Genomic DNA, 19,538 nt, shown 5'->3' on the forward strand with positions numbered 1-19,538 from the left:
CCCGCGCGCTCGGCCGAGGTCTGGCGGGGCCGCGGGCGCGGCCCTCACAGCTTGCGCAGGGACAGCCTCTGCACCGTGTGGTCGGGGCCCTTGTGGAGCTGGAGGGTCGCACGGCCGCGGGTGGGGGCTATGTTCTCGCGGAGGTTGGGTTCGTTGATCGTGCGCCAGGTGGTGCGGGCGTAGTCGAGGGCCTCTTCCTCGCTGACGCCGGTGTAGGTGTGGAAGTACGAGCGCGGGTTCTGGAACGCCGTCTGACGCAGCTCGCGGAAGCGGTGCAGGTACCACCGCTCGATGTCCGCGGTGCGCGCGTCCACGTACACGGAGAAGTCGAAGTAGTCGGCGACGGCCACCCGGGTGCGGTTGTCCTTGCCGGGCAGCGCGGGCTGGAGCACGTTGAGACCCTCGACGATCAGGATGTCGGGGCGGCGCACGGTCAGGTGCTCGCCCGGGACGATGTCGTAGACCAGGTGTGAGTAGACGGGGGCCGTCACCTCGGGCTTGCCGGCCTTGACGTCGGCCACGAAGCGGGTGAGGGCGCGGCGGTCGTAGGACTCGGGGAAGCCCTTGCGGGACATCAGCCCGCGTCGTTCCAGTTCGGCCTTGGGCAGCAGGAAGCCGTCCGTGGTCACGCGTTCGACGCGCGGCGCTTCCGGCTGTGGGTGCCCGTCGGCCGGGGGCTGGGGGCGGGCGAGCAGCGCTTGCAGGAGCCGCGAGACGGTGGACTTGCCGACGGCGACGCTGCCGGCGACCCCGATGACGAAGGGGGTGCCGCGCTGCGGCGCGGACCTGCCGGGGGAGCGGGGGTCGGTGAGGAAGGTGTTGAGCGCCCTGCGCAGCCCGTGCGTGGCCTCGACGTACAGATGCAGCAGCCGGGCCAGCGGCAGGTAGATGTCCCGCACCTCGTCGAGGTCGATGACGTCACCGAGTCCGCGCAGGGCCTCGACCTCGGCGGCGCTCAGGGGGAGGGGTGTGCGCTCGCGCAGGGCGCTCCATTCCGCGCGGCTGAGGTCGACGTACGGCTTCGTGGACACGTCCGCCATTCTGCGGGGTCGCCGCCGGGCGCTCATCTTCGGGTCGGCTCGGCCAGGAAAGGCGCCGCGGGCGTGCCTGGCCTGCCCGGATGGCAGCGCGATCGGATGAGAGGCCCGCAGAAGGTGTACGTGGGGTGGAATTGCCGCTATGTTCCGCTCATGTCACGCCCCTTGAGTCGCATACGTCGCCCTCGCATCCGGCGCGCCGCCCGCACCGCCCGCATCGATCAGCTGTCCGGTTTCGCCGGGCACGTCTACAGCGACCTCGCCGACGGCCTGCCCGACGAGGACCTGACGGAGGACCTGACCGACTCGCTGGAGCTGTACGTGATGGGCAGCAAACCCCGCTGCGAGGAGTCGGAGTACCTGGAGCTGATGGAGGACGCCATAGAGCGCATGGCCCGCTCCCGGTGACCGCGTCCCACGCGGGGGACTGAGCCGCGGGTACGCGCCGCGGAGCCCGGGCGCGCTGCGCGTACCCTCGCCCCGACGGCGGTGTGCCGTGGCACAGGGACCTGACGAGGTGCGGGAGTGAGACAGCGGTGATCATCGGGGTGGGAATCGACGTCGCGGAGATCGACCGCTTCGCCGCCGCACTGGAGCGCACCCCCACCATGGCGGACCGGCTCTTCGTCGGGCGCGAGCTGTGGCTGCCCAGCGGTCAGCGGCGCGGCACGGCCTCGCTGGCCGCCCGGTTCGCCGCCAAGGAGGCGCTGGCCAAGGCGCTGGGGGCGCCCGGCGGGTTGCGGTGGACGGACGCGGAGGTGTGCGCCGCCGAGACGGGGCAGCCGTATCTGCGGGTGTGCGGCACGGTCGCCGAACGCGCCGCCGAGCTGGGCGTCAGCAGCTGGCACGTGTCCCTCTCGCACGACGCGGGGGTGGCCTCCGCCGTCGTCGTCGCGGAGGGCGACCCGGGCGGGGCACGCGCCCGGCCGGACGAGGAGCCCCGGAACGCGGCCGGTTGAGGCAGCGGTCACACTGGGGGCATGAGGACTGGTTACGGCGTGGAGACCGTGCGCGCCGCCGAGCGGGAGCTGATGGCGGCGCTGCCCGACGGCGCGCTGATGCGGCGGGCCGCCGCCGGCCTCGCCGCGGCGTGCGCGGGGCTGCTGGGGCGGGTCTACGGCGCGCGCGTGGTGCTCCTGGTCGGCAGCGGCGACAACGGCGGTGACGCCCTGTACGCGGGCGCCAGATTGGCTCGGCGGGGCGCCGGAGTGACCGCCGTGCTGCTTTCGCCCGAACGCACGCACGAGGGTGGGCTGGCGGCGCTGCGGGCCGCCTCGGGGCGCACGGTGGTGGCGCCGGGCGCGGTCGTCGAGGGCACCGCCGAACCGCTCGGCGCCCTCATCGCCCGGGCCGACCTGGTGGTCGACGGCATCGTCGGCATCGGCGGCACAGGAGGGCTGCGGCCCGCGGCCGTGGAGCTGGCCGACGCGGTACGCGAGGCCGGGGTGCCCCTCGTCGCGGTCGACCTGCCCAGCGGGGTGGACGCCGGCACCGGCGAGGTCACCGGTGCGGCCGTGGACGCCGCCGCCACGGTCACCTTCGGCGCGTACAAGCCGGGGCTGCTCGTCGACCCGGCGCGGGAGCACGCCGGCGCCGTCCGGCTGATCGACATCGGTCTCGGCCCCCACCTGCCCCCCGTTCCCGACGTCGAGGCGCTCCAGCACGCGGACGTGGCGGCGCTGCTGCCGCGCCCCACGGCGGAGACCGACAAGTACCGGCGCGGCGTCGTCGGCGTCGTCGCCGGCTCGGCGCGCTATCCGGGCGCCGCCGTGCTGGCCGTCGCGGGTGCCCTGCGCAGCGGCGCCGGAGCCGTGCGTTACGTCGGGCCCGGCGGGGACGCGGTCATCGCGCGCTTCCCCGAGACCCTGGTCTCCGAGGGGCCGCCGCAGCACGCGGGCCGCGTCCAGTCGTGGGCGATCGGCCCGGGCCTCGGCGACGAGCCGGCCTCGCGGCGCGCGGTCGAAGAGGTACTCGCCCACGACGTGCCCGTCCTCGTGGACGCGGACGGGCTGCGGCTGATGGACGTGGGGACCGTCCGCGCCCGCACGGCGCCCACCCTGCTGACCCCGCACGCGGGCGAGGCCTCCGCGCTGCTGGGCGTCGCACGCGAGGAGGTCGAGGCGGGACGGCTGGCAGCGGTGCGGGACCTCGCGGCGCACACGGGCGCGACCGTGCTGCTCAAGGGCTCCACGACGCTGATCGCCGCGCCCCCCGGCGGCTCTGCGGCCCAGGCGTCCCCCGTCCGGGTGAACGCCACCGGGACCAGCCGGCTGGCCACCGCGGGCAGCGGCGACGTGCTGACCGGCCTCGCGGGGGGTCTGCTGGCCACCGGCCTGACCGCCCGCGACGCGGCGTCCGTCGCCGCGTACGTGCACGGTCTCGCCGGCCGTCTCGCCCCGGATCCGCCCTCCGCCACGGACGTCGCCGACGCACTGCCGCGCGCGTGGCAGGACGTCCTGCGGGCGGGATAGCGCGCCCCGCGTCCCCGCGCCGGGCCCGCTCGGGGAAGCCGCCTGCCAGGGCGAAGCCGCCTACTCGGGGGAGGCCGCCTGCTCGGGTATGTGGCCGAGCTTGCGGCGCAGCGGCTTGCCGAACCAGTGGTCGGCGTACGGGGAGTCGTTGAACGGCTCGATCTCCTCGTACCCCAGCCGCGCGTACAGCCGCCTGGCCTCGGTGAGGTCGCGACGGGTGTCCAGCCGTACCGTCCGGGCGCCCATGCCGAGCGCCGCGCTCTCGGCGGCGGCGACCAGCAGGGCGCCCAGCCCGCCCCGGCGGATGGGAGGAGCCACCCAGAAGCGGCGTATCTCGGCGGTGTGTTCCGCCGCCAGGACCACCGCTATGCACCCGGCGACGGTGCCGTCCTCGTCCGCGCGGGCCAGCAGGAATCGTCCGCGCGGCGGAACCAGGTCGTCGTCCGGGTGCTCGGCGACGGCCGAGTCGATCTCACGGTCGGTCGCGGGGCGCCCGTAGTAACGGCTCGCCATCTCGGTGGTGTAGGTCAGGAGTGCCTCGGCGGCGTCCGGGCTGGTGATGGGTTCGGCTCGAATCGTCCATGTCACGCCCACCATTGTCAGCGGGAGGTCAACGGCCTCTGTCTCCCGCGGCCGCGGCTCCCGCGGGGGAACCGGTGGAACGGGGACAGCGGGCGGACCTGCGACACTGAAGCGGTGAACGACGTCCGACAGGCCCACGAGCACGCGCGCGCCTCCGCTCCCTCCGGCGCGGGTGCCGCTGCCGCGGCCGGGGCGCCGCACGTCGCCCCCGCCCGGGGCACGGGCCACGAGGGGCCGGGGGACGAGGCCCGGGTGCGGGCACGGGCCGAGATCGACCTGGCGGCCGTACGGGACAACGTGCGCACGCTGCGCGGGTACGCGCCGCGCGCCGAGCTGATGGCCGTCGTCAAAGCGGACGGGTACGGGCACGGCGCCCAGCCCTGTGCGCGGGCCGCGCGCCAGGCGGGAGCCACCTGGATCGGCACCGCCACCCCGCAGGAGGCCTTCGCGCTGCGGGACGCGGGTGACCGGGGCCGCCTCCTGTGCTGGCTGTGGACCCCTGGCGGCCCCTGGCAGGAGGCCATCAGGCGGGACATCGACGTCTCCGCGAGCGGCACCTGGGCGCTCACCGAGATCGTCGCCGCCGCCCGCGCGACCGGACGGACGGCCCGCGTGCACCTGAAGGCCGACACCGGCCTGGGGCGCGGCGGCTGCCAGCCCGCCGACTGGCCCCGGTTGGTGGCCGCGGCCCGCGCGGCCGAGGCGGAGGGCGCCGCGCGGGTGACGGGCGTCTGGTCGCACTTCGCCTGCGCCGACGAACCCGGGCACCCCGCCAACGCCGCGCAGCTCGCCGCCTTCCACACCGCGCTGTCCGTCGCGGAGCGGGCCGGGCTCGACCCGGAGGTGCGCCACCACGCGAACTCGCCGGCGACGCTCACGCTCCCCTCCTCCCACTTCGACCTGGTGCGCCCGGGCGTCTCCGTCTACGGCCTCTCCCCGTCTCCCGAGGTCGGCACCGCCGCGTCGCTCGGTCTGCGTCCGGCCATGACGCTCAGCGCCTCGCTCGCCCTCGTCAAGCGGGTGCCGGGCGGGCACGGCGTCAGTTACGGGCACACCTACACCACGCCGGGCGAGACCACGCTGGGCCTCGTCCCGCTCGGTTACGGCGACGGCCTTCCCCGGCACGCCTCGGGCGGCGGCCCCGTGCTGGTGGCGGGCGAGTGGCGCACGGTGACCGGGCGCCTGGCGATGGACCAGTTCGTCGTCGACCTGGGCGGTGATTCCGCCTCGGCGGGCGACCGCGCCGTCCTCTTCGGCCCCGGCGACCAGGGCGAGCCGACGGCGGAGGACTGGGCGCGCGCGGCGGGCACCATCTCCTACGAGATCGTCACCCGCATCAGCCCCCGTGTGCCGCGGGTATACGCGAACCAGGACGTGTGACCAAGACGTGTGACCTGCGCGGGTCACCAGCGCGTGTGTCCAGGACGTACGCGCACAAACGAGGGACGGGGGCGGTCATGGGCGAGGACGGAGGGGCGTGGTCCGCGGTGCGCGTGGCCGACGCGACGGGGGCCGTGGCCGCGGCCCGGCAGGCGTGGCGCACGGCGGAAGCCGCCGCTTCGGGCGCGGGCACGCACCCCGGCGCGCCGCCCGTACCCCGGGCAGCCGGTGGCACGGGCAGGACGAGCAGGGCGGGGCTGGCCGGCGCCGCCCTCGGGATCGTGGCCGCCGGTGTCGCCCTCGAACGCCTCACCGTGCACCGCGCCGTCCGCCGCAGGGCACGGCTCGCGCTCGACGCCACCGCCCCCTACGGCTCGTTGCGCGGCACCCCGGGAAGCGTCAGGGCCGAGGACGGTACGGAGCTGTACTACGAGACGGACGAGCCGCGCGATGGTCCGCAGGACCCGCCGCCCGAACCCCCGCTGGACCTGACGTCCGCGTCCGCGCAGGTCCTGTCGCCCGCGCCTTCGCGGGGCCCGGCCGGCGCGGTGGACGGTGACAGCGGCGACGGCGACGGCGACGGGGCGGGGCTCGGGGCCGGGGGCGACGGGCCGCCGGTGACCGTGGTCTTCTCGCACGGCTACTGCCTCGGCCAGGACGTGTGGCACTTCCAGCGGGCCGCGCTGCGCGGGAAGGTGCGCTGCGTCTACTGGGACCAGCGCAGTCACGGGCGTTCGGCGCGCGCGCCGGTGGGGGAACCGGTCTCCATCGACCTGCTGGGGCGCGACCTGAAGGCCGTCCTCGACGCCGCCGCACCGGAGGGGCCCCTGGTGCTGGTCGGGCACTCGATGGGCGGGATGACGCTGATGGCGCTCGCCGAGCAGTACCCGCGCTACGTCGCCGAGCGCGTCGCGGGCGTCGCGCTCCTGGGCACCAGCGCCGGCGGCCTCGCGGAGGTGACCTACGGCCTCCCCGCGGCCGGCGCTCGCGCGCTCAGGCGGGTGGTGCCCGGAGTGCTGCGGGCGCTGGCCGCCCGTTCCGAGCTGGTGGAGCGGGGGCGCCGGGCGAGCGCCGACGTGTTCGGGGGGCTGGTGAAGCGGTACTCGTTCGGCAGCCCCCGGGAGGTCGACCCGGGTGTCGCCAGGTTCGCGGAGCGGCTGATCGAGTCGGTGCCGGTGGACGTGGTCGCGGACTTCTACCCCGCCTTCACCGAGCACGAGAAGACGGCGGCGCTGGCGGCGTTCGGCACGGCGGCGGGGCCGCAGGCGCTGGTGATGGCCGGGGACCGCGACCTGATGACCCCGAGTGAGCACAGCGCACGCATCGCGGCTGCGCTGCCGCGCGCCGCGTTCGTGCTCCTGGAGGCGACGGGGCACCTGCTCATGCTGGAGCGCCCCGAGGAGGTCAACGGCCACCTGGCCCGGTTGCTGGCGCGTACCATCCGGACGCATGGAAGCACCGCACGACCAGCATCCCGCCCCGGCCGCGCAGACCGAGGCGGGCGGCCACCGCGCCCCTGAGGGCCCCGCGCACGGCGGCAGGCGGCAGGAGGTCACCGTCACCGTGCCGACCGCGGAGGGCATGCGCGCCCTCGGCGTACGTCTCGCGGGACTGCTGCGCGCCGGCGACCTCGTCATGCTCACGGGTGAACTCGGCGCGGGCAAGACGACGTTGACCCGCGGGCTGGGCGAGGGCATGGGGGTGCGCGGCGCCGTGACGTCGCCCACGTTCGTCATCGCCCGTGTCCACCCGTCGCTGACGGACGGGCCGCCCCTCGTCCACGTCGACGCCTACCGGCTCGGCGGCGGGCTGGAGGAGATGGAGGACCTGGACCTCGACGTGTCACTGCCCGAGTCGGTGGTCGTCGTCGAGTGGGGCGAGGGCAAGGTCGAGGAGCTGACCGAGGACCGGTTGCAGGTCCTCATCTCCCGCACGATCGGCGCGGAGTCCGGCCTCGCGGGGGAAGAGGCGGGCGCCGGGGACCGGTCCGGCGCCGCCGCGGGCGAGGCCGGGGATGTGCGGACCGTCACCCTCGTCGGGGTGGGGGAGCGCTGGGCCGGGGAGAACCTGGCGGCCTCGGTCTGAGCGGGCCGCCCGGTCCCGACAGGGTGTCGGCAAGATGTTGCGCGGTCGGTACGGGGCATGGTCCCATGGGAGGTGAGAGCACGGTTAGGTATGCCTAAGTGCCACCGTGCTGATGCCCCTGGAGGAGCCATGACCGCACAGAATCCCGGGCACCAGCCGGAGCGGGACGACGCGGCGCCCGCCGAAGCGACCGCGCCGGTGCCCGGCACTCCGCCCATGAGCGAGCTGCTCGCGTCCTGCGCCGCCGCGGCCGCCGTCTCCAGCCCCCCGTCGCAGGCCGCTCCCGACGGTGAGGCCGACACGGTCGCCCCGCCTGCTCGGAGCTGACGCGGCCCCCGGGCCCGGTCGCGGCGCCGGGTGACGACGCCGCTCAGCCCGCTCGGGGAGGCTCGATGGCACCGGCTCGGGGCGGCCCGGCACCCGCCCTGAGGGCGTCGGCCCGGGTCAGTGCAAACGGTCAGCTCACCACGACGACGCGGGTGCCGATGGGCGCGTGCAGCCACAGCGCCTCGCCGTCCTCGCGCTTCTCGCGGATGCCGCCCGTCCTGCGCGAGGTGTCCGGATCCGGGGTGGACCCGTCGAGCGCGGCGCTGAAGCCGATGGTGACACCGTCGACGCTGGCGAACCTGACGACGTTCTCCACGGGCACCCCGTCGGAGCCCTTCACGTGCGAGGAGCGCGAGGTCACCTCGTAGGTCCCCGGCTGCGGGCTGACCGGGCTGGGCGCCACCTCGAAGGTGCGGGTGGCCTTGCCGTCCTTGCCGACCAGCCAGACCCGCCGGCGTTCCAGCGCGTAGACGACGCGGAGACCCTCGCCGGACCTGGACGGCAGCGCCGTCTCCTTCTTGGAGGGTGCGTGGCTCTTCGCGTCGTCGCCTTCGTCACCGGGGGACGGCTTGGCCGTCTGCGCGGCGGACGGCCTCTCGGCGCGGTCCTGGGCGGCCGAGGCCTGGTAGGCGAAGAACCCGATCACGGCCAGGGCCGCTGCGGTCAGCCCGGCCACGACCACTCCCGCGCTGCCGCCGCTGCTGCGTGCCACCGTGCGCCGCCACCTCTCCTGTCGGCTTCCCGGGAAGCCGTCCGCCGTCTCCGGTCGACGGTAGCAGCAGGCGCGGCACGCCCCGCTGGTCGCGCGGCTGGTGGCCACGAGATGGCCAGGGCGGGAACTTTGAGTAACAGCCGCGCCTGTGTTCGCATGTGGCGATGACCCCCCACGGTTCATCGACAAACTCCACAACCCCCATACCGAAAATCCCCGATCCGCTCGGGGACCCCGCGGCCGCCGCGCGCCCGGCCAACCCGTACGAGGAACTCGCCGCCCTCGCCGACGACCCGCACCCCGGCGCCGCCGGCCCGTCCCACGACGGCGCGTACGGCCGCCCCCACGACCTGCCGTACGACCGTGCGGACGAGGGCGGGCTGCGCGGACTCGGCTTCGGCGTGCGCTCGGACTACGACGAGCCCGCCTACGAGGACCGTATGCCGCACCTGCGCGCGGTGCGGCGGCGGCGCCGCTCCCGGCTGACGCGGACCGTGAAGGTCGCCATCGCCTGCTGCACGCTGCTGGCCTTCCTGGCGGTCGGCGACCGCTGGGCCGCGCTCTACGCCGAGGGCAAGGCGGCAGAGAAGGTGCAGGACTCGCTGCACCTGCACGCGAGGCCCGAGGTCCACATCAACGGCTTCCCCTTCCTCACCCAGGTGGCGCGCGGCCGCCTCGACCACGTCGAAGCCGCGATCCCCGACGTGCCCGCGGGGCGGGTCTCCGTCGCCCAGGTCAGCGGCGACGTGGAGGACGTGAAGATCGTCGGCGACGCCCCGTCGTCCGTCCGCGGCGCGGTCCTGGGGCGGATGAAGGGCGACGTGCTGCTCGACTTCGACGACCTCGACCGCGAACTCGGCACCTCGCAGGTGACGTTCACGGCGGGTGGCGAGCACACCGTGCGGGCCGCGGGCGAGCTGCCCGTCGCCGGAACCGTGGTCAAGGTCCGCGCCCGCGCCCAGCTCCAGCGCACCGGCGACCACGGGGTCGGCACCACCGTGGACGAGATGCGGCTTGTCGTCCCCGGCCTGTTCAGCTTCACGCCGGGCACGGGCAAGGACGCGGGCCTGCGGCTGTCCCGTCCGCTGGCCGAACGCATCCAGCACGACGCAGCCAAGGCGCGGGCCCTGTTCGGGGTGCGCTCGATCGCCCAGCGGTTCGGGCTCACCCCCGAGCGGGCCGAGCGGGTACGGCACAGCGAGCGCGAGCTGCACCGGGTGACGGGGGCGCCCCGGTTCGTGGACAAGGTGATGCGGCTCAACATGCTCGACGTCGTCGTCGCGCACCCCCAGCTGCTGCGGAAGGTCGGTATCGACCCGGCGCTGGTGGCGGCGCTCAAGAAGATCGAGGAACCGAAGCTCGCCGACAAGCTGGCGCTGCACCTGACCCTGCCCGACCTGCCGGGCGACGTGCGGCTGCGCGGTGTCTCCGTCGTCAAGGAGGGCATCCGGGCCGAGCTGACGGGTTCCGACATCCCGTTCGGCAAGACGGCCACGGGGAAGGCGGCGGCCCGGGACAGGCCCTGAGGGCCTGCCCCGGGAACCTCGTTTTTTCGCCGGGCAGGGGGTGCCACCTCTCGTGGCGTGCGGTCCGCGGGTGGGTCATGGCTGATCGCGCCGTCCCCCGCGCCCCTTGGGGGCGCCCGGAACGGGTGAGACAGGCGGGAACGGGTCGGGGGCGGGGTGCGGGCGCCGTAGGCTGGTCGGGTGTTGATGCTCGCGCTGGATACCGCCACACCCGCCGTGACCGTCGCCCTCCACGACGCCGACGGCGACCGTACGCTCGCCGCCGCCCACCAGGTCGACGCCCGCCGCCACGGCGAACTGCTGCTGCCCTGTGTCGAGCGGGTGCTCCAGGAGGCGGGGCGGAAGCTGGCCGAGGTCACCGACCTCGTCGTCGGCGTGGGCCCCGGGCCCTACACCGGGCTGCGGGTCGGCCTGGTGACGGCCGAGGCGTTCGCGGCCGCCCTCGGCCAGCGGGTGCACGGCGTGTGCACGCTGGACGGCCTCGCGTACGCCTCGGGGCTCGACGAACCCTTCGTCGTCGCCACGGACGCGCGGCGCAAGGAGGTCTACTGGGCGCGGTACGACGACGCCCGCACCAGAGTGGGCGGGCCGGCCGTGGACCGCCCCACCGAGATCGAGGAGCAGGTCGCCGAGGTGCCGTCCGTCGGCGCGGGCGCCGTGCTCTACGACTCCGTCTTCCGCGGCGTGCGCCGCGACCTGCCCACCGAGCAGTCCGCCACCGCGCTGGCCAGGGTCGCCGCCGAGCGGCTTTCCCGTGGCGCGGAGCTGCTGCCGCCGCGCCCGCTGTACCTGCGGCGCCCCGACGCGCAGGTGCCCGCCGGCTACAAGGTGGTCACCCCGCGGTGAGCCGCGCGGAGACGGCCAGGCGGGGTGCGGTCACCGGCATCGCCCTGCGCGAGATGCGGTGGTGGGACATCGACCCCGTGCTGGAGCTTGAGGGCGAGCTCTTTCCGGAGGACGCCTGGTCGGCGGGGATGTTCTGGTCGGAGCTGGCCTACGCGCGCGGCCCGGACGCCACCCGGCGGTATCTGGTCGCCGAGGCGGCTGACGGCTCCCTGGTGGGTTACGGGGGCCTGGCCGCGGTGGCCGGCACCGGCGACATCCAGACCATCGGCATCCTCGCGGCCCACCGGGGCACAGGACTCGGTTCGCGGCTGCTGCGCGCCCTGCTGCGGGCCGCCACCGACTTCGAGTGCGCCGAGGTGCTGCTGGAGGTGCGCGTCGACAACGCGCCCGCGCAGCGCCTGTATGAGCGCTTCGGCTTCGCCCCCCTCGGTATCCGGCGCGGCTACTACCAGCCGGCGAACGTCGACGCGCTGGTGATGCGGCTCGCGGACCCGGCGTCGCACGCCGCGGCGGCGGACGCCGCCGTGCCGGACGCCGGCCGGGGCGCTTCGGCCGACGCGCCCGAGGACCCGCCCCCGGCCTCGTCCCCCCACTCGCCTCCGAACACGCACCAAGGAACGAACACCCATGGCTGACGAACCGCTCGTCCTCGGCATCGAGACCTCCTGCGACGAGACAGGCGTCGGAATCGTGCGCGGCCACACGCTGCTGGCCGACGCGGTCGCCTCCAGCGTGGACACCCACGCGCGCTTCGGCGGCGTCGTCCCGGAGATCGCCAGCCGGGCGCACCTGGAGGCGATGGTTCCGACCATCCAGCGCGCGCTCGACCAGGCCGGCATCGCCGCGAGCGACCTCGACGGCGTCGCCGTCACCGCGGGCCCCGGGCTCGCCGGCGCCCTGCTGGTCGGGGTGTCGGCGGCCAAAGCGTACGCGTACGCGCTGGGCAAGCCCCTCTACGGCGTCAACCACCTGGCCTCCCACATCTGCGTCGACCAGCTCGAACACGGTGCTCTGCCGGAGCCGACGATGGCCCTGCTGGTGAGCGGCGGCCACTCCTCGCTGCTGCTCGCGCCCGACATCACCGCCGACGTGCGGCCGCTCGGCTCCACCATCGACGACGCGGCGGGCGAGGCATTCGACAAGGTCGCCCGCGTCCTGAACCTGGGCTTTCCCGGCGGACCCGTCATCGACAAGTACGCCAAGGAGGGGGACCCCGACGCCATCGCCTTCCCGCGTGGTCTGACCGGGCCGCGCGACGCGCCCTACGACTTCTCCTTCTCCGGGCTCAAGACCGCCGTCGCCCGCTGGATCGAGGCCCGGCGCAACGCCGGGGAGGAGGTGCCCGTCGCCGACGTCTCCGCCTCCTTCCAGGAGGCGGTCACCGACGTGCTGACCCGCAAGGCCCTCCGCGCCTGCCGCGACGAGGGCGTCGACCACCTGATGATCGGCGGCGGCGTCGCCGCCAACTCGCGGCTGCGCGCCATGGCCGAGGAACGCTGTGCCGCGGCCGGTATCACGCTGCGCGTGCCCCGCCCCAAGCTGTGCACCGACAACGGCGCCATGGTCGCGGCGCTCGGGGCCGAGATGGTCGCCCGCAACCGCCCCGTCTCCGCCTGGGACCTGCCCGCCGACTCCTCCCTCCCGGTGACCGAGCCGCACGTCCCCGCCCCGTCCCCGGGCCACGCACACGACCACGACCACGTGCACGAGACGAGCAGGAAGAACCTCTACGCCTGATGCCGACGGTAGCCCTCATGTGGGAGGCCAGAGCCGCGCACGGCCACGCCCCCGCGCTGTTGGAGTGGGCCCGCTCCGCCGAGCTGGCCCCGGCCCCCGTACGCCGTGAGCACTACACGGCGCCGGGCGACCGCGTCCTCGTCATCACCTGGTGGGAAGGGCCCTACGACGCCGACGTCCCCGAACTCCCCGACCCCCCGGGCGACCTCCTCGCCCGCCCCGTGCACCGGTGGAGGTTCGCGCGGGTGTGAACCGGGGGCCCGGGTGCGCCGGCAGCGGGCGGCGCGCCAGTATGGAGCCCGCCGACGGGAGCCGGACTGCGCCGGACTGCGCCGGGAGACATCGGGGGAGCGGGGGAGCGCATGCGGGGGCGGTGGGGCGCGCGAGCGGGCGCGGTGGTGTTGTGCGGGCTCGTGGGGCTCGCGGGCGCGGGCGGTGCCCATGCGGCCGAGCGGGCGGAGACGCCCGCCGCCTACCTGGCCGAACGGCTGAAGAAGTCTCCTGTCTTCCTCTCCGACCAGATGCCGCGCACCACGCCGCGCTCGGCGAAGCCCGCCTTCGTGAAGGAGGCGAAGCGGACCGGGGTGCCGACGTACGTGGCGGTGGTGCCGACGTCGGCGGGGTCCGGGGACGAGGGCCTGCTGGAGGCGGTGCACGACCGGATGGGCGAGCGGGGGCTGTACGTGCTGCTCAGCGGAGACGGCGGCAGCCCACGCGCCGCCGCCTTCGGCGTGGACGTGCAGGCCCGCGAGGCGGCCATGGCCACCACGTTCGAACTGCCCTACGACGCGGGGGCGCTGGACGCCTTCCGCCACTTCGTCGACGTCATACGCTCCGGCGACGCCGCAGCGCGCGCCGACAGCGGCGCTTCGCGGAGCCGGGCGGGCGAGGAGCCCGACTCCCGCTACACCAGCCCCTCACAACGCGACAACCAGAGCTTCCTGACCGGCCTGCTGCTGGTCGGCGTGCCGGTGGTCTGGGTGAGCGTCGGCTGGTACGTACGCCGGTGGCGCCACGGGAAGGGAGCAAGACCGCCGGTGGTGGGGGCGGTGATACCCGCGGTGGTGAGCGCCGTCGTCATCGGCGCCGGCGCCCCCCTCCTGTGGAACGACACCCGCACGGACGGCGATCCGCTGCCCACCGCCGCCGACATGGCGGCCAGGACCGACAGAGTCGCCGAAGCGCTGCGTGACGACGCCGTCTACGTCGACCCCTTCGCCAGCGCGCTGCTGACCCGTGGGCAGCGCGACAAGCTGGAAGCGCGCGCGCAGCGCCTCGAGCGCCGGGGCGTGCCCGTGCGCGTGGTGGTCGTCCCGCTCGGCCCCGAGGACGAGTCGGCGGGCGACGGCGAGGCGTTCGCGCACCTTGTCCACCAGCGGCTGGGCACGGCCGGCGACGGCGTGTACGTCGTCGCGCCCCCGTCCGAGACGGGCGGTCTCGACCTGGTCAACCACGGCGCGAAGATCGCCAGCGCACAGCTTTACGAGAGTACGGAGAAGCTGCGCTACGGGGAGGACACGTCGGCCGGGGACGGGCTGTACGGGCGGCTGGAGGCGGCACTGCGCGCCATCGGCCGCGCCCCCTCGGGACCGTCCGAAGGGCCCTACCTGGAGCCGCCGGCCGCACCCGACCCCGTCGAGGAGGACGCGCTGCCCGCCCTCTACTCGGGCGACTTCACCGGCGGCGTCGCGCTGGGCGCTGTCGCGGGCCCGCTGGCCCTCGGGCCGGCCGCGGGCGGGCTGGGCCTCGCGCGCCGCGCCGGGTTCGCCTGGGCGGCGCCCGCCACCGGCGGCCGGGGAGCAGGGCGCACCGGCACGGCGAGCCGCTCAGGTCCCGGCGGCCCCCGCAAGCCCGCGCCCGGCGACGGGCCGCCGCACGAGGTGCCGCACGCGCCGGCCCGGCCGTCGACAGGCTGGCTGCGGCGCACCGCCCGGCGCGAACTCGACGCACTCAGCGCCCAGTTCGAGCGGCTGTCAGAACAGCTGGACGACCGGATCCGCGCCCGCGCCTGGGGGTGTCTGGACGCGGCGACGCTCCTCCTCGACCAGGAGGGCGACAGCCGGGTCGACGCGGACGCCGACGCGCCCACCCTCGCCGCCGGGCTCGCCCTGGTGCGGGCGGGGCACGCCACCGTGCGCGACCGCGACCTGCGCTTCCCCGCCGAGCTGCGGCTCTGCCTCCTCAACCCGTTGCACGGTCCCGCCTCTGTCACCCGGAAGCTGGAGCTGCCGGGGGAGGGCTCGGCGCGGGCCCGTCCGGTCTGCTCCGCCTGCGGTGCCGCGCTCGCGGCGCGCGACTCCGCTTCCGGGATCCAGTCCGCCGTCCACGTCGTCCAGACCGTCGGAGCGCGCCTGCTGTGCCTGCGCACCTCCGGCTCTGCGCGCCTGGCGGCACGCGAGCCGTACCACCGCGTCCCCGGCCCGCTCGGTGCCAGGCACGGCACGGGAGGGGGCGCGAGCCTGACCGCCGACCAGATCGTCCGCCGCGTACGGGAGCAGCTGGGTGTCCACTGAAACGTCCACGGGAACGGCCGCCCGAACGGGCCGCGCCGGGAGCGTGCCCTGCCGCCCGTTCCGCGTCCCGCGCGGAGCCGTGCGCGGTGGCGGGGTCGCCGCCGTCGCCGCGGCGCTGCTGCTGGTGTGGGGCGCCGTCGCACCGGCCCGGGCCGCCGGGAGCCCCGGCGCGAAGATAGCCGAAGCGCTGCGCACCTCACCTGTCTACGTCGACCCCGCCTACGCACAGGCGTTCCCCGCCGGGAAACAGCACAAGCTGGAGCGGCGGATCGAGGCGTCAGGACTGCCGGTTCGGGTCATCGTCGTCCCCTTCGTCACCGGCGACGCCTGGGACGCGGACCCGCGCAAGATGATCGACGTCGTCCGCGACCGGCTGGGTGAGAGCCCGCGCGAGGAAGCCGTCTACATGACCCTCAGCGGCACCGACGGGTTCCTGGAGGGGCGCGAGTACCCGCGCGACGGACCCCACCAGGCGAACTGGGGCGTGGCCGCCGTCGGACACCAGGAGGACATGGACGGCAAGAGCCTCTACGCCAAGTTCTCCCGGGCCCTGGAGATCGTCGAGGCGGGCAACGGCGACGAGGTGTACGAGAAGGCCACGGCGGACCTGTCCGAGGGACCGGCCGTCGAGGGGGCCGAGGGCGGCACCTCCTGGCTGCTGCCGACGCTGTCGGCGGCGGGCGCCCTGACGGCGCTGGCCGCCGCGGTCCTGGTCGTGCGCGCCGTGCGCCGCGGTGGCGCGGCCCGTGGTGCCTTCACCTCCCCGCGCTCCGTCTTCGCCAGCGCGCGCAAGGCCGGCGTGGGCGACCTGCGGCGGCGGGCAGAGCGCGAACTGCTCGCCTACAACGAGGAACTCCTCGCCCGCGACCCAGGCGAGGAGGGGGCCGACAGCGCCCTGCTCCAGCTCTCCCTCGACGCCTACGACGCCGCGGCCGCCGTCCTGGACACCGCGCGCGGCATACCCGACCTCGCGGGCGTCCTCGCGCTCGTCCACGAGGGGCGGGGCGCGCTGCGCGGGCCGGCGCCGGAGCGGGGAAAGCGGGGAAGGGGCCGCAAGGGGCGTAGGCCCGGCGGCGGCGCCGCACTGCCGCTGTGCTTCTTCCACCCGCTGCACGGCCCCGCCACGGGCCGCATCCGCTGGCGCCCGCTGGGCCGCAGGGAAGCGCTGCACGTCGCCGCCTGCGGCACCTGCGCGGCGGCCGTGGCCGCCCACCGCACCCCCGAGGTGCTGACGCAGACCCACGAGGGCCGCACCGTCCCCTACTTCGAGGTGCCGGCCGAGGAGAGCCTGTGGGCCGCGACGGGCTACGGCTCGCTCGGTGAGACGACCCTGACCGCACGCGTGCGGCGCGGCGACTTCTCCCGTACACGGGGCTGAGGCGCTGGGGTCAGCGCGGCTCGCGCGGCAGCGGATGCCCCAGCAGCATGCTCGGGGCGCCCGCGACACGGGTGAGGAAGACGGTGCACGAGCCGGTCGCCGCCTTCGCGTCCAGCTTCAGCTTCCTGCGCAGCTCCTCGGGCTCGACGGCCGAGCCGCGCTTCTTCACGGTGACCGTGCCGACGCCGCGCTCCCGCAGCAGCGCCCGCAGCTTCTTGACGTTGAACGGCAGCACATCGGTGATCTCGTAACCGGTCGCGTACGGGGTCGCCCGCGGCGGGGCGTCCGTCGTCACGTAGGCGATCGTCGGGTCGATCAGCCGCCCCTCCAGCAGCGCCGCCACGTCGGCGACCAAGTGGGCCCTGACGACCGCGCCGTCCGGCTCGTAGAGGTAGCGGCCCACGGGTCCTGCGGGGGGATCGGGCAGGCCCCGGCCGGCCAGGGTCTCCCCCGAGGGCAGCAGCGTGGCCCGGGGAGCGGCGGCGGCGCCGCTTACCGGGGTGAACCACAAGACGGCCTCCTTGACGTCGCCGGCGTGGGAGACCCACTCGGCCTCCGCCTGCGGGGGTACCGCCTCGTGCGGGATGCCGGGTGCCACCTTGAGCGCGGCCAGCGGTGCGGCCGACGCCGCCTCCACGGCCCAGCTCAGCGGCGGGGAGTAGGCCTCGGGGTCGAAGATCCGGCCGCGGCCGCCACGTCGGGCCGGATCGGCGAAGAGCGCGTCGTAGCCCGCCGTCGAGACGTCCCCGACGTCGGCGCAGCGCACCTCGACGCGGTCGGCCAGGCCGAGAACCTCCGCGTTGGCCCGGGCGAGAGCACAGGTCAGCGGGTCGCGGTCGACGGCCAGCACCTCGATGCCCGCCCGGGCGAGGGCCAGCGCGTCCGCGCCGATACCGCAGCACAGGTCGGCGGCGCTGCCGGCGCCGAGCGCCGCGAAACGGCGGGCCCGGTGGTCGGCCACCGAGGTGCGCGTGGCCTGTTCCAGACCGTCCGCGGTGAAGTACAGGGCCGCGGCCTCGGCCGCGCCGAACTTGGCCACGGCGCGGGTGCGCAGGCGGTTTTGCGTCAGCGCCGCCGCCACGAGCGCGGGAGCGTACCGCTGCCGCAGCCGCGTGGCGACCGCCAGTTTCTCGGCGGGCGCGACCCCGCGCACCTCCCGCAGCAGCGACTGACCGGCGGGGGAGAGCAACTCGGCGAACACCTCGACATCCACCCCGCCATTCTCCCGTGCCGCCGGGCTCCGGAGGGGAACGGGTGCGCTGTAGGGTCGTCCAGGTGAAGTGAGAACCCGATGAGCGCCGCCGCGCGCGGCGCCCGTGCCGCGCAGCGCCGTTCGAGCCCCGTCCGGGCTCCGGCGCAGGCCGGCGTGCCCGCATCGCCCTCCTCCACTTCGACGATCGGAACCCCATGCCCGACACCCCGGCGCCCGACACCCCGATGTCCGACCGGATGTTCCTCGACCACGTCGCCGACCGGCTGGCCGCGCTGCCCGCCGTGCACGCCGTCACCCTGGGCGGATCCCGCGCCCACACCCTCGACCAGGGGGCCGCCCGTCCTGATGCCGGGGCGGACTGGGACTTCTCCGTCTACTACCGGGGCTCCTTCGACCCCGCCGCCCTGCGCGCCGTCGGCTGGGAAGGGCAGGTCTCCGAGGTCGGCGAGTGGGGAGGGGGCGTCTTCAACGGCGGAGCGTGGCTGACCGTCGACGGGCGGCACGTCGACGTCCACTACCGGGACCTGGACGTGGTCGAGCACCAGATGGCCGAGGCGCGCGCGGGGCGGTTCCACTGGGAGCCGCTGATGTTCCACCTCGCCGGCATCCCCAGCTACCTGGTGGTCGCCGAACTCGCCACAGGCCAGGTACTCCGTGGGGACCTGCCGCGCCCCGCCTACCCGGAAGCGCTGCGGTCCTCGGCGCCGCCGGTGTGGCGCCAGAAGGCGGCGCTCACGCTCCAGTACGCGCGGGGCGCCCACGCGGGCAGGGGCCAGGCCACCGAGGTCGCGGGCGCGCTCGCCACGGCCGCCGCACAGACCGCCCACGCGGTGCTCGCCGCCCGCGGCGAGTGGATCACCAACGAGAAGCGGCTGCTCACGCGGGCGGGTCTGCGGGGGCTGGACTCGCTGCTGCCGGCGCTCGGACCCGACCCCGAGACGCTCAGGCACGCGGTGGACGAGGCCGCCGCACTCCTCCGCGAAGCGGTCTGAGCGGTGCCGCGGCGCGGTCTGAGCTGTGCCGCGCCGCGGTCCGCGCGCCCCGAGGGGCGGCGCTTTCTCCTCCCTGTGGGTGAGGGGCGGCGCTCCTCGTTCGAGCGCCCACACGGCGAGCGCCTAGCACTCCGCTTGACCGAGTGCTAGCGGAGCAATAATCTCAACCTTGGCACTCTCCCCGTGGGAGTGCCAGTAGTACGCGACGGGCAGATCCGGCACCCGCGACGGCGGATCCACCTGGTCGCCACCCCAGACACAAGACCCCATTGAGATCTCCGAAGGGGGAGGTCGGATCGTGACGACCGCCAGCTCCAAGGTTGCCATCAAGCCGCTCGAGGACCGCATCGTGGTCCAGCCGCTCGACGCCGAGGAGACCACGGCCTCTGGCCTGGTCATCCCGGACACCGCCAAGGAGAAGCCGCAGGAGGGCACCGTCCTGGCCGTCGGCCCGGGCCGCTTCGAGGACGGAAACCGGCTCCCGCTCGACGTCAACGTCGGCGACATCGTGCTGTACAGCAAGTACGGCGGCACCGAGGTGAAGTACAGCGGCGAGGAGTACCTCGTTCTCTCGGCCCGCGACGTGCTCGCGATCGTCGAGAAGTAAGACAGCCGCAGCTGCCGCGGCTCACGCGGCAGCTCGCAGCAAACCGCGCCCTGGTGCCCGCTCCCGAGAGGTAGCAGGGTCCAGGGCGCGGTTCGTGCGAGACGTGTCTCGAAACGTGTGAGAGGACACAAC

Annotated in this window: 20 protein-coding genes; 16 read left to right on the forward strand and 4 right to left on the reverse strand. The window is 75.3% G+C overall.

Annotated features, from left to right (window positions below):
- Positions 1 to 44: 44 nt before the first annotated feature.
- On the reverse strand, positions 45 to 1,067 hold the full coding sequence (coaA, locus tag DQ392_RS11100) for a type I pantothenate kinase (protein WP_114015391.1): 1,023 nt from the start codon (positions 1,065 to 1,067) through the stop codon (positions 45 to 47).
- A 123-nt stretch (positions 1,068 to 1,190) separates the two neighbouring features.
- On the opposite strand from coaA, the gene DQ392_RS11105 reads away from it, so the two are divergent.
- The 3 genes from DQ392_RS11105 (at position 1,191) to DQ392_RS11115 (ending at position 3,508) form a co-directional block, all read left to right on the forward strand.
- Positions 1,191 to 1,445, forward strand: coding sequence for a hypothetical protein (locus tag DQ392_RS11105; RefSeq protein ID WP_114015392.1), 255 nt, complete (start codon positions 1,191 to 1,193; stop codon positions 1,443 to 1,445).
- Positions 1,446 to 1,573: 128 nt separating this feature from the next.
- Entirely contained in the window at positions 1,574 to 1,996 is a 423-nt protein-coding gene (locus DQ392_RS11110) for a holo-ACP synthase (RefSeq protein WP_114015393.1), read from the forward strand.
- Between the two features lie 21 nt (positions 1,997 to 2,017).
- A complete protein-coding gene (locus DQ392_RS11115; RefSeq protein ID WP_114015394.1) occupies positions 2,018 to 3,508 on the forward strand; it encodes an NAD(P)H-hydrate dehydratase in 1,491 nt (496 codons plus the stop codon).
- A 60-nt stretch (positions 3,509 to 3,568) separates the two neighbouring features.
- Here the strand turns inward: DQ392_RS11115 and DQ392_RS11120 are convergent, their stop codons facing one another.
- On the reverse strand, positions 3,569 to 4,105 hold the full coding sequence (locus DQ392_RS11120; protein WP_181856377.1) for a GNAT family N-acetyltransferase: 537 nt from the start codon (positions 4,103 to 4,105) through the stop codon (positions 3,569 to 3,571).
- A 237-nt stretch (positions 4,106 to 4,342) separates the two neighbouring features.
- Between DQ392_RS11120 and alr the strand changes: the two genes are divergently transcribed.
- From alr to DQ392_RS11140, 4 genes are all read left to right on the forward strand, one after another.
- A complete protein-coding gene (alr, locus tag DQ392_RS11125; protein ID WP_114015569.1) occupies positions 4,343 to 5,470 on the forward strand; it encodes an alanine racemase in 1,128 nt (375 codons plus the stop codon).
- 77 nt (positions 5,471 to 5,547) lie between these two features.
- Entirely contained in the window at positions 5,548 to 6,990 is a 1,443-nt protein-coding gene (locus DQ392_RS11130; RefSeq protein WP_114015395.1) for an alpha/beta fold hydrolase, read from the forward strand.
- Positions 6,920 to 7,555 carry a tRNA (adenosine(37)-N6)-threonylcarbamoyltransferase complex ATPase subunit type 1 TsaE gene (gene tsaE, locus DQ392_RS11135; protein ID WP_114015396.1) on the forward strand — a complete coding sequence of 212 codons (636 nt, stop codon included), beginning with the start codon at positions 6,920 to 6,922 and terminating at the stop codon, positions 7,553 to 7,555. Before DQ392_RS11130 ends, tsaE begins: the two co-directional genes overlap by 71 nt.
- A 129-nt stretch (positions 7,556 to 7,684) precedes the next feature.
- Positions 7,685 to 7,882, forward strand: coding sequence for a hypothetical protein (locus DQ392_RS11140; RefSeq protein WP_114015397.1), 198 nt, complete (start codon positions 7,685 to 7,687; stop codon positions 7,880 to 7,882).
- A gap of 130 nt (positions 7,883 to 8,012) precedes the next feature.
- Here DQ392_RS11140 and DQ392_RS11145 read toward each other — a convergent pair whose 3' ends face one another.
- Positions 8,013 to 8,594 carry a L,D-transpeptidase gene (locus tag DQ392_RS11145; protein WP_181856379.1) on the reverse strand — a complete coding sequence of 194 codons (582 nt, stop codon included), beginning with the start codon at positions 8,592 to 8,594 and terminating at the stop codon, positions 8,013 to 8,015.
- A 164-nt stretch (positions 8,595 to 8,758) separates the two neighbouring features.
- Here DQ392_RS11145 and DQ392_RS11150 point away from each other — a divergent pair, with 164 nt between their 5' ends.
- The 7 genes from DQ392_RS11150 (at position 8,759) to DQ392_RS11180 (ending at position 16,594) form a co-directional block, all read left to right on the forward strand.
- Entirely contained in the window at positions 8,759 to 10,120 is a 1,362-nt protein-coding gene (locus DQ392_RS11150; protein WP_114015571.1) for an LmeA family phospholipid-binding protein, read from the forward strand.
- Positions 10,121 to 10,300: 180 nt separating this feature from the next.
- Positions 10,301 to 10,966 carry a tRNA (adenosine(37)-N6)-threonylcarbamoyltransferase complex dimerization subunit type 1 TsaB gene (gene tsaB / locus DQ392_RS11155; protein WP_114015398.1) on the forward strand — a complete coding sequence of 222 codons (666 nt, stop codon included), beginning with the start codon at positions 10,301 to 10,303 and terminating at the stop codon, positions 10,964 to 10,966.
- A 53-nt stretch (positions 10,967 to 11,019) separates the two neighbouring features.
- The gene (gene rimI, locus DQ392_RS11160) at positions 11,020 to 11,601 is read left to right on the forward strand and encodes a ribosomal protein S18-alanine N-acetyltransferase (protein WP_114015572.1); all 582 of its coding nucleotides are present in this window, start codon (positions 11,020 to 11,022) and stop codon (positions 11,599 to 11,601) included.
- Complete coding sequence (tsaD, locus tag DQ392_RS11165; RefSeq protein WP_114015399.1) at positions 11,594 to 12,703, forward strand: tRNA (adenosine(37)-N6)-threonylcarbamoyltransferase complex transferase subunit TsaD; 1,110 nt, start codon at positions 11,594 to 11,596, stop codon at positions 12,701 to 12,703. Before rimI ends, tsaD begins: the two co-directional genes overlap by 8 nt.
- On the forward strand, positions 12,703 to 12,954 hold the full coding sequence (locus tag DQ392_RS11170; protein ID WP_114015400.1) for a hypothetical protein: 252 nt from the start codon (positions 12,703 to 12,705) through the stop codon (positions 12,952 to 12,954). Before tsaD ends, DQ392_RS11170 begins: the two co-directional genes overlap by 1 nt.
- 111 nt (positions 12,955 to 13,065) lie before the next feature.
- Positions 13,066 to 15,216 carry a hypothetical protein gene (locus tag DQ392_RS11175; protein ID WP_114015401.1) on the forward strand — a complete coding sequence of 717 codons (2,151 nt, stop codon included), beginning with the start codon at positions 13,066 to 13,068 and terminating at the stop codon, positions 15,214 to 15,216.
- On the forward strand, positions 15,206 to 16,594 hold the full coding sequence (locus DQ392_RS11180; protein WP_245981356.1) for a hypothetical protein: 1,389 nt from the start codon (positions 15,206 to 15,208) through the stop codon (positions 16,592 to 16,594). Before DQ392_RS11175 ends, DQ392_RS11180 begins: the two co-directional genes overlap by 11 nt.
- A gap of 10 nt (positions 16,595 to 16,604) precedes the next feature.
- On the opposite strand, the gene DQ392_RS11185 is transcribed toward DQ392_RS11180, so the two are convergent.
- A complete protein-coding gene (locus DQ392_RS11185; protein ID WP_114015403.1) occupies positions 16,605 to 17,807 on the reverse strand; it encodes a THUMP-like domain-containing protein in 1,203 nt (400 codons plus the stop codon).
- 194 nt (positions 17,808 to 18,001) lie between these two features.
- Here DQ392_RS11185 and DQ392_RS11190 point away from each other — a divergent pair, with 194 nt between their 5' ends.
- Complete coding sequence (locus tag DQ392_RS11190; RefSeq protein ID WP_220182619.1) at positions 18,002 to 18,799, forward strand: nucleotidyltransferase domain-containing protein; 798 nt, start codon at positions 18,002 to 18,004, stop codon at positions 18,797 to 18,799.
- Positions 18,800 to 19,097: 298 nt separating this feature from the next.
- Positions 19,098 to 19,406 (forward strand): co-chaperone GroES, encoded by a 309-nt coding sequence (groES, locus tag DQ392_RS11195; protein ID WP_114015404.1) that lies wholly within the window; start codon positions 19,098 to 19,100, stop codon positions 19,404 to 19,406.
- Positions 19,407 to 19,538 lie beyond the last annotated feature (132 nt).

Origin of the sequence: Streptomyces reniochalinae, assembly GCF_003323735.1 — a bacterium.
Taxonomy (GTDB): Bacteria; Actinomycetota; Actinomycetes; order Streptomycetales; family Streptomycetaceae; genus Streptomyces; species Streptomyces reniochalinae.

Coding starts and splice junctions, on each gene's coding strand:
- DQ392_RS11130 (WP_114015395.1), top strand. CDS start 5,548: ATGGGCGAGGACGGAGGGGCGTGGTCCGCGGTGCGCGTGGCCGACGCG.
- DQ392_RS11120 (WP_181856377.1), bottom strand. CDS start 4,105: ATGGTGGGCGTGACATGGACGATTCGAGCCGAACCCATCACCAGCCCG.
- coaA (WP_114015391.1), bottom strand. CDS start 1,067: ATGAGCGCCCGGCGGCGACCCCGCAGAATGGCGGACGTGTCCACGAAG.
- DQ392_RS11105 (WP_114015392.1), top strand. CDS start 1,191: ATGTCACGCCCCTTGAGTCGCATACGTCGCCCTCGCATCCGGCGCGCC.
- DQ392_RS11115 (WP_114015394.1), top strand. CDS start 2,018: ATGAGGACTGGTTACGGCGTGGAGACCGTGCGCGCCGCCGAGCGGGAG.
- tsaE (WP_114015396.1), top strand. CDS start 6,920: ATGGAAGCACCGCACGACCAGCATCCCGCCCCGGCCGCGCAGACCGAG.
- DQ392_RS11175 (WP_114015401.1), top strand. CDS start 13,066: ATGCGGGGGCGGTGGGGCGCGCGAGCGGGCGCGGTGGTGTTGTGCGGG.
- DQ392_RS11150 (WP_114015571.1), top strand. CDS start 8,759: ATGACCCCCCACGGTTCATCGACAAACTCCACAACCCCCATACCGAAA.
- DQ392_RS11190 (WP_220182619.1), top strand. CDS start 18,002: ATGCCCGACACCCCGGCGCCCGACACCCCGATGTCCGACCGGATGTTC.
- tsaD (WP_114015399.1), top strand. CDS start 11,594: ATGGCTGACGAACCGCTCGTCCTCGGCATCGAGACCTCCTGCGACGAG.
- rimI (WP_114015572.1), top strand. CDS start 11,020: ATGCGGTGGTGGGACATCGACCCCGTGCTGGAGCTTGAGGGCGAGCTC.
- DQ392_RS11140 (WP_114015397.1), top strand. CDS start 7,685: ATGACCGCACAGAATCCCGGGCACCAGCCGGAGCGGGACGACGCGGCG.
- DQ392_RS11170 (WP_114015400.1), top strand. CDS start 12,703: ATGCCGACGGTAGCCCTCATGTGGGAGGCCAGAGCCGCGCACGGCCAC.